This window comes from Kosmotoga sp. (assembly GCF_982836095.1).
Genome location: NZ_CEYIHJ010000084.1, coordinates 1 through 8,044 on the forward strand (window position 1 = coordinate 1; position 8,044 = coordinate 8,044).

The 8,044-nt window shown below is 42.0% G+C and carries 7 protein-coding genes; 4 read left to right on the top strand and 3 right to left on the bottom strand.

All coding sequences use genetic code 11. The features are described from left to right. A partial coding sequence (locus AC3LHT_RS06550; RefSeq protein WP_488662338.1) for a MotA/TolQ/ExbB proton channel family protein occupies positions 1 to 347 on the bottom strand: 347 nt, incomplete at its 3' end. Between the two features lie 49 nt (positions 348 to 396). Here AC3LHT_RS06550 and AC3LHT_RS06555 point away from each other — a divergent pair. The 4 genes from AC3LHT_RS06555 (at position 397) to AC3LHT_RS06570 (ending at position 6,006) form a co-directional block, all read left to right on the top strand. Beyond that, entirely contained in the window at positions 397 to 711 is a 315-nt protein-coding gene (locus AC3LHT_RS06555; protein ID WP_488662344.1) for a penicillin-binding transpeptidase domain-containing protein, read from the top strand. Between the two features lie 287 nt (positions 712 to 998). Further along, positions 999 to 2,429 carry a TldD/PmbA family protein gene (locus AC3LHT_RS06560; RefSeq protein ID WP_488662339.1) on the top strand — a complete coding sequence of 477 codons (1,431 nt, stop codon included), beginning with the start codon at positions 999 to 1,001 and terminating at the stop codon, positions 2,427 to 2,429. After that, on the top strand, positions 2,429 to 3,727 hold the full coding sequence (locus AC3LHT_RS06565) for a metallopeptidase TldD-related protein (protein ID WP_488662340.1): 1,299 nt from the start codon (positions 2,429 to 2,431) through the stop codon (positions 3,725 to 3,727). Before AC3LHT_RS06560 ends, AC3LHT_RS06565 begins: the two co-directional genes overlap by 1 nt. A gap of 158 nt (positions 3,728 to 3,885) precedes the next feature. Then, positions 3,886 to 6,006, top strand: coding sequence for a thermonuclease family protein (locus tag AC3LHT_RS06570; RefSeq protein WP_488662341.1), 2,121 nt, complete (start codon positions 3,886 to 3,888; stop codon positions 6,004 to 6,006). 60 nt (positions 6,007 to 6,066) lie between these two features. Here the strand turns inward: AC3LHT_RS06570 and AC3LHT_RS06575 are convergent, their stop codons facing one another. Beyond that, positions 6,067 to 6,792, bottom strand: a complete 726-nt coding sequence (locus tag AC3LHT_RS06575) for a tetratricopeptide repeat protein (RefSeq protein WP_488662342.1) — start codon at positions 6,790 to 6,792, stop codon at positions 6,067 to 6,069. Then, complete coding sequence (locus AC3LHT_RS06580) at positions 6,789 to 7,808, bottom strand: SDR family oxidoreductase (RefSeq protein WP_488662343.1); 1,020 nt, start codon at positions 7,806 to 7,808, stop codon at positions 6,789 to 6,791. Before AC3LHT_RS06580 ends, AC3LHT_RS06575 begins: the two co-directional genes overlap by 4 nt. Positions 7,809 to 8,044: the final 236 nt, after the last annotated feature.

The following is an 8,044-nucleotide window of genomic DNA, read 5'->3' on the forward strand; positions in this document are numbered from 1 at the left end:
ATTACTCCTCCCAGACCGCCCATCGCTACGATGACCCATGAAAGCAGGCTGAAGGATGCGCCAAGGTATGGGTTGGTCTGTCCCCAAGCCATGTAGAGGGCAGCTCCCAAAGCAGTAAGTGCCGTCCCTATACCGAAAGTGATTCCATACTCCTTCTTCACGCTTATACCCATAAGAGGTGCAACAGTTATCATGGTGTCAAGCACACCCATAAATCTTTGCATACGACTGATCTCATCTGCAGCAGAGGATTCCATGGCTTTGATCAAAGAATATTCACGGTGAAGAATCCCGCTTATAATCATTCTGATAACATAATTTTGTGATCCTGAGGCTTTTGTTCGCACAAGCTCCCACTCACCTCTGCGGGTAAGTTCTAAAACTTCATCCGCAACAATAGTAAAACTATCTTCCAAAAACTGGGCTGTTCTTGTAAATGCAATGGAAGAAGCCGTAACAAAGAAAGGCCATTCTCCAGCTGATGAAGGAACAGCATATCATGCCTTTTTGGGCTTTGGGCATGAAGTTGCCGGAAAAACGGGGACTGCGGAAACAAACAGCACCCCCCATTCATGGTTTACGGGCTTCTCGCCTGTGAAAAAGCCACAAATTATCGTTACCGTTTTTGTGGAAAACGGAGGATACGGATCAACGGTCGCCGCCCCGATTGCAAGAAAGATCTTCGATTATTACTACAACGAACATGATTAGTTTCGGATTTTAAACAAGAGTCAACGAAGTCCAGCATAGTTGCTGCAAAGCAACTTTTGCTTTTTCGATTCTCAGTTCTTGGCTCTCGGTTAATTCATAATAGATAGCTGGCCTTTCTTAAGCTGTTGAGGATTTCCTTTTATCCAGCCCATATGATAACATCTTCTTGGACCCCATGTTATTTTTATTCCATGGTATTACCATTGGTTCTTTGGAGATCCATTTTTCAAGTTTTCCTATAACGGATTGGATATAATGGAGATAATCAATTACAAGGAGATGATACTGTGAAAGTACAGGACTCTGCGTTCCTGCTAAAAGTGAAACCCCTGCTCAAGCGGCTGATTTCAGAGCTTTCAAAAGATTACGATTATGTATCGGTTCTAGGAACAGATGTGTCGGGGAAGAGCTATTCGGTGCTTACAACCGGTATTTCCCTTTCGGATTCCAACTGGACGGAAAGAGGTTTCGTTGTAAGGCTTTTCAACGAGAGCATTTATTCAGAATACTCTTTCAATGAACTCTCCGAAGAAAATTTTAAGCAGGTGCTGAACAACATAAGAGAAGAAACAGAAAAAAGCCTTAGAAACAGCAAAGCCAAAGGCTTTCACACGGGAAAATATCCATGTGTTATGGAAGAGAAGATTGTAAAACATTTTAATGGTGATGTGGTCACTCCCCTTGAATTCTCCAGGCCTTCCGAGATAATCGAAAAATTGACATCCATTAAAGATAAGGCTTATGAATATACTGATTTGCTGGTTAACTTTATGGCCGCTTACGAAGGCGTTACGGTTTCAAAATTATTTATTTCACCAAACAAGGACCTCATGCAATCCTATATGTGGTCCCAGGGTTATACATATGCCATAGTGCGAAAAGAAAGCAACACGCGCTACGGGTATAAAAGCTATTCAGGTCTTAAGGGAACGGAACTCATTGATGAAATGAGTAAAGATATCAAGGAAGTCGTTGACAAGGCTGTAATGCTTCTTGACGCTGTTCCAATTGAGCCCGGTATGTACGACGTAATATGCTCTCCAGAAGTTGCTGGCCTTATTGCCCATGAAGCTTTTGGGCATGGCGTGGAAATGGATATGTTTGTAAAAAACCGTGCCAAAGCGGTGGAATACCTGAATAAACCCGTGGCATCCAAGCTCGTCGAAATGCACGATGGTGCCAGGGCTGCTGAAGAAGTTTCCTCGTATCTTTTCGATGATGAAGGAACACTGGGAACAGATACGACTATCATAAAGGAAGGGATACTCCTCACAGGGATTTCTGACTTGCTTTCTGCACTGAAGCTTGGCACAAAACCCACCGGAAACGGAAAAAGAGAGTCTTTTGAGAGAAAAGCCTATACGAGAATGACGAATACATTCTTCTCTCCCGGAAACGACTCGCTTGAAGAGATGATAGCCTCTATCGAACATGGTTATCTTCTTGAGGACTATTACAGTGGTATGGAAGATCCAAAAAACTGGGGAATTCAATGTATGATAGCCTACGGCCGTGAGATAAGAAACGGAAAATTTACCGGCAAGATCGTTTCGCCTGTTGTTATGACCGGGTATGTTCCTGACTTGCTGCAATCCATTTCCATGATATCAGGCGAATTGCGGCTATCGGGTTCCGGCGCCTGTGGCAAGGGGCACAAAGAATGGGTGAAAGTTTCTTCCGGTGGTCCATACATCAAAGCAAAAGCGAGGTTAGGATAATGTTGAGAAAAATCAAAAAGGCACTTGAGAGCACAAGGGAAATATCCGACTGGAAAGTCATCGAAACCATAAAAGAAGGACACGAACTCTACTTTATCAGGCAGGAACTGGATATGAACAGGGCAAAGAATGTCAGTTCCTACAATGTTACGGTCTATCGCGATTTTGAAGAAGCTGGAAAGAAATTCAGAGGTTCAGCACAGACAACCATACATCCTGGCATGTCCGAAGGAGAGGTTAAAAAGCGCATAGAGGAAAGCACTTTTGCAGCGGGCTTTGTCAAGAACAGGCCCTACCCCATTGCCGAGCCTTCAGAAGCTAAAGGCAGCATATCGTCCGGACTTCAAAAAGGGGAAATCTCTGACTGGATAGTTGAAATAGCTTCAGAGGTTTTTTCGCAGGATACAAAGAAAGGAGCTTATCTGAATTCCACAGAAATTTACCTGACAAAAGTGCATACGCATATTCTCAATTCCAGAGGAGTTGACGTTCAATTTGATGCTGTAAGGGCGTTCATCGAGCTCATCGTGACGGCAACGGGTGAAGAGGAAGTGGAACTATATCATCAATTGAGGTTTTCAGATTATAGGCCAGGCTCCATTTCAAAGAAAGTGACTGAATTTCTCGAAGAAGCCCTGAACCGTGCTCAAGCGAAGCCCACTCCCGCGCTGGGGACAGCCCCTGTCCTGTTAGTCTCAGAACCCGCAGAGGACTTTCTGAGTTACTATGTGGATAATGCCAGTGCCAGGGCTGTATACGAAAAAATATCCACATTTAAGATCGGCGAAAGTGTTCAGGGAGATTTTGTTGGTGATGGAATTACAATAACACTTGACCCCTTTATGCCGGAGTCTTACTATTCCGCTCCATATGATGGTGATGGCTTTGCACTAAACAGGGAACAGATAATAGTGAATGGAAAATTATTAAAATACTGGGGAGATGTGCGTTATAGCCATTATCTTGGCGTTGAACCCACTGGAAACATCCACAATTTCTCCGTAGAACCGGGAAAAAATACCCTTGAGACACTCCGTGAGGGGCCTCATTTAGAGGTTGCGTTATTCTCTGCTTTTAATGTGGATAGCGTTACAGGTGATTTCGGTGGAGAAATCCGCCTTGGCTGGTACTGTGATGGTAAAGAGAGATATCCAATAACTGGAGGGTCTATAAGCGGTAACATAAACAAGGTTCAAAAAGAACTGCTCCTTTCGAAAGAGACTCAAAAGTCTAAAAGATATACAGGCCCGAAAGCTGTAAAACTGTTGAATGTTTCCGTTTCTGGAATTAATAAGTAGAATTGAGCATAATATTCTAACTTAGCCAGCGATATGAAACCACAGGTTGATGATGTTTATTTTAGTCTTTCAGTGATAAGATTTGTTTGATGAGACGTTTAAACCTGAGGCTTTCATATCGCTTTTTTAAGCCTGTGCCCAAAGGAGGGGGACCTTATATGAAATGCCTTTCAAGGTTCTTGATATTTTTAATTCTTACATTAGCCGTTGTTGGTGTAGCGTTAACACCGATCACTCTGGAAAAGAATGGCGCCCAGTTTCTTTATTTTGAGGAATGGCTGGAAAAGTTCACCCCGGAGGCTTCTATGCTTGTTACTGTCAATAAAAATGTCGACGGTGACACTATCTCCATTGATTACCAGGGAAGAACTGAATATGTAAGATTTATCGGGGTAGATACGCCTGAAACAGTCCATCCTAAAAAGCCTGTCGAATATTTCGGGAAAGAGGCATCTGAGTTCACAAAGACAATAATGCCCGAAAAAAGTACCATAGCGATAACCACAGGCAATGAAGACAGGGATAGCTATAATAGGCTTTTAAGATATGCCTGGTTCTCCGTTGATTATAAGAGTAAGGAATTTTGGGTTCTCCACAATCTTGTTTTGATCTTGAACGGATATGGCAAAGCATATACTTACTTTCCCTTTAGAAAAGATTACATGGACGCTTTCATTTTTGCGGAAGATTATGCGATGAAGAACTCTCTCGGCATGTGGAAAGATCCCTCAAGAATTGGAATGCCCGCAATTTTCACGCCAGCAAAGCAAGAAAAATTGATTTCTATTTCCGATGCAAAGCGGTTGCCAGATTATCAGGTAGTTGAAGTTGAAGGAGTTGTAACGGTCCCACCTGGAGCCTTTGATATCAATATTCTCTTCATTCAGGACGAAACCGCAGGTGTGAACATATACGGTAATGGAGTCGATCTCAGCACGTTGGGCATTGAAGCTGGTGATCGTGTCAGAATCAAAGGTATGACATACACACATCGCAAAAACCGTGAAATAACGGTAAACATACCTTCGGCAATAACAGTTCTTGGCAAGTCAGAGGTTCCTGAACCGTTGGTGATCAAGACAAACCAAATAAACGATACAGCATTGCAGGGTTTATTGGTTATTACAACAGGCAAGTTAGTCAAAGAAGATCCTCCAAAGTATTACATAGACGACGGAAGTGGTGAAGGCATTGTATATATCAGAACGAATACGGGCATTAATCTTACCAAAGTAAAACCCGGAAGCGAAATAACAGTAACCGGAGTATTGGGACAATACGAGTGGCTGCATGAACTCTGGCCAAGATGGCCAGAAGATATCATCACAGAAGATTTCGATCCGCCTATCATCACCATGTGCACGCTTCAATCTACAAATGTACTCGATGTTGTCTTGAACGAGCCCGTAATGCCTGAATCTGTAATTCCAAACAAAACGATAAGGCTCAGGGGAAACCAGATACTTCGGGCAGAGCGTGCTGAAAACGGCAGGATTAGTCGGCTAACTCTGCAATCAGAAACCGATTCGGGAGCTGTCTATCTCTGGGGTGTAAAAGACCTTAAAGGAAATATGCAAAACATTTTCAAATACACCTATTCACTCAACAGAGAGAAGCGAGTCCTCTTTGATGAAGGTCATGGCCAAACCGCAGGTAATGCTGATTGGACGATTGATGGCGCTTATTCCGATTTTGCCGATGCGCTCAAGGAAAAGGGTTATCTCGTTGATAAAACCGTTGTTCCTTTTGACTATTATTCACTTGCTCAATACGATGTTCTGGTCATTCCTGAACCAAATCAGCCTTTTGATAAAACCGAAATTGACGCTCTTCTGAAATATGTAAGGGAAGGCGGAAGCGTTTTTTTCATAGCCGATCATGGTGGAGCAGACAGAAATAGGAACGGTTGGGATGCGGTAAAAGTCTTTAACCAGTTTGCCCCAAATACATTTGGCATCAGTTTTGACGGTAACGATCTTGTAATTACACCTGATAGGGAAATCGAAATGACGCCATTAACCGAAGGGATTGAAGAAGTAGGTCTCTGGAATGGTTGCACTATTACTTTAACAAAACCGGAAATACATGTCGCGGCTAAAGCTTACGGAAAACCATATGTTGTTTACGGATCATATGCTAACGGGAAATTCGCTGCAATTGGAGATAGTTCGCCCTTCGATGATGGAACTGGAACTCCCGGGAAAATGCTCTACAACGGCTGGTTTATGTACGATGACAGCAAGCTTGCTTTGAATGTCGTTGACTGGCTTTCAGATTAGGGACAAAAGATCAATACTGTTGTAGGTTTATTTCTCACTGAGACAATATCCAATACGTAATTAGTGGGAACTTTCCGATGCAAGCATTACAAGCATTGTAGCGGAAAGTTCCTTCAGTTTACTGTCTTTCTCAACCCATTCATCTCTTGTCGGTAAACTCAATGCCAGCAACAAATATTTCTTTATGCGTTTTGGATCTTTCACGCGTTCATAAAGCAGGGCGAGTTTAACACAGGCTTCAATATCATTAGGATCTACTTTCAGAGCCTTTTGAAAGTAAATCTCTGCTAATTGGTAATTACGGATTGGCCAGGGAGATTGCATATATTTGTCTCCCATAGCAATCAAAGGTCTGGGGTCATCAGGTAGTAATTCAATAGCCTTTCCCATGTAAAAATCGAATTTCTTTAAAAGATAAAGGGATTTTCTTTTTTCAGCTAACCTTCCAATCGCATCTCCCGCAACAAAATAAGCATAATGACATTCAAATCTTGTGATTGATAAACATGCACAATTCATAGCCTTTTCCAAGGCTTTTACCCGTTCCTTTTCTTTGCCCCAGATTCCCAATTCCCGGTAACAGTCTGCCAGTAGTGTTAGCAATTTTGGAGATGAAAGAGTTTTCTCCCCTTCTTCCAGAATCTCCAAAATTTGAATCATTTTTGTAGCATCCTCGCTGGAGCGGGCTACAACGAATCTCGAATATAGTTCTTCATAATTCAGGCTAAGAGCAAGTGACGCTGTATACAAAAAGCAATATATGGTGATGATAGCGATTCTTTTCATATCAACCCCTTTTCCTGCGAGAAAGAGCCTTTTGAAAAATTCATTTTCTTCTCAAACCATTCAAGCGTATCTTCAACGGATTCTTTAATGGGTCTTGGATTATACCCTAACTCTCTGGATGCTTTTTCATGCGTAAAATTGTAATATCTATGAAGGGTATGAAGGGAGTAAAAAGTAAATCTTGGTTTTGAGCCCGATAACCAATAAAATAGCGTCATTGTCGCTGCAATGGGATACATGAGTGCCTCCGGCAAAAAGAATACCTTTTTTCTTTTCAAAGCGCTGCAATTATTCAGCATAGCCACCAATTTCCTCATCGTTATCGTATGGCCACTGAGTATATATTTTTCTCCCGATTCTCCTTTCTTCCAGGCTTTTACAATTCCATCTGCTACATCCCGAACATCTACAAAGTCAAAGCATCCATCGACCGCTATGCGAAATTTTCCTTTTAAAAAGTCTTCAAACAACTTTCCCATTTCAGAACCCCTGTAATCATATGGCCCTATGACACCACTTGGGCAAAGAATAACAGTATCAAGACCCCGGGAAGCCGCTTTTTCTACTTCCATGCCAGCTATTGCTTTTGATTTTCCGTAACATCCATATACTTTCATTGCGTTGAACTCGAAATTCTCGTCGATCGTAGCACCTTTTTCAGGCTCGCTCAATGCATGAACGGAGCTCACATAAACAAGCCTTTTAACCCCAGCTTTTCGACAGGCAGTGATAACGTTTTTGGTGCCTTCCACATTTACCCTGTATACGCGCTTCTGAAAAAAGGGCATTATAGTGATTATCCCGGCAAGATGAAATACTGCCTCTGCTCCGTCAAATGCTCTAACGAGCCCATCAAAATCAAGAATGTCCATCGGTATCAGTTCAACGGGAAGGTTACTTAGAGCCTTGAGATCATCTCCGGGCGCAAATAAAGCTCTGACGGAAATGTGGTCTTCAACAAGCTTTCTCACCAACACATTGCCTATATGGCCTGTCGCACCTGTAACTACTACCATGCGATCACATCCCTCATATTCATATAGAGATACCATATTTTATCATATTAATTAAAATATTAAAATATCTATATATAGAACAATTTATAAATTTAAAGATTCGAAAGAAGTTTTGTGAAAAACTTCAAAGGGCAGAAGATATGCTTTATGGAAGAAATTACAATTTTTCTATGAAAGTGATAGGTTCTTTGCTTTCAATTGGGATTGCAAGCTCTACTCAGTCGAGTCGTGCTATG

What these genes read in the sequence shown, in the direction of transcription:
- AC3LHT_RS06580 (WP_488662343.1), bottom strand. Translation starts at nt 7,808, where the DNA reads ATGGTAGTAGTTACAGGTGCGACAGGCCATATAGGCAATGTGTTGGTG.
- AC3LHT_RS06570 (WP_488662341.1), top strand. Translation starts at nt 3,886, where the DNA reads ATGAAATGCCTTTCAAGGTTCTTGATATTTTTAATTCTTACATTAGCC.
- AC3LHT_RS06565 (WP_488662340.1), top strand. Translation starts at nt 2,429, where the DNA reads ATGTTGAGAAAAATCAAAAAGGCACTTGAGAGCACAAGGGAAATATCC.
- AC3LHT_RS06575 (WP_488662342.1), bottom strand. Translation starts at nt 6,792, where the DNA reads ATGAAAAGAATCGCTATCATCACCATATATTGCTTTTTGTATACAGCG.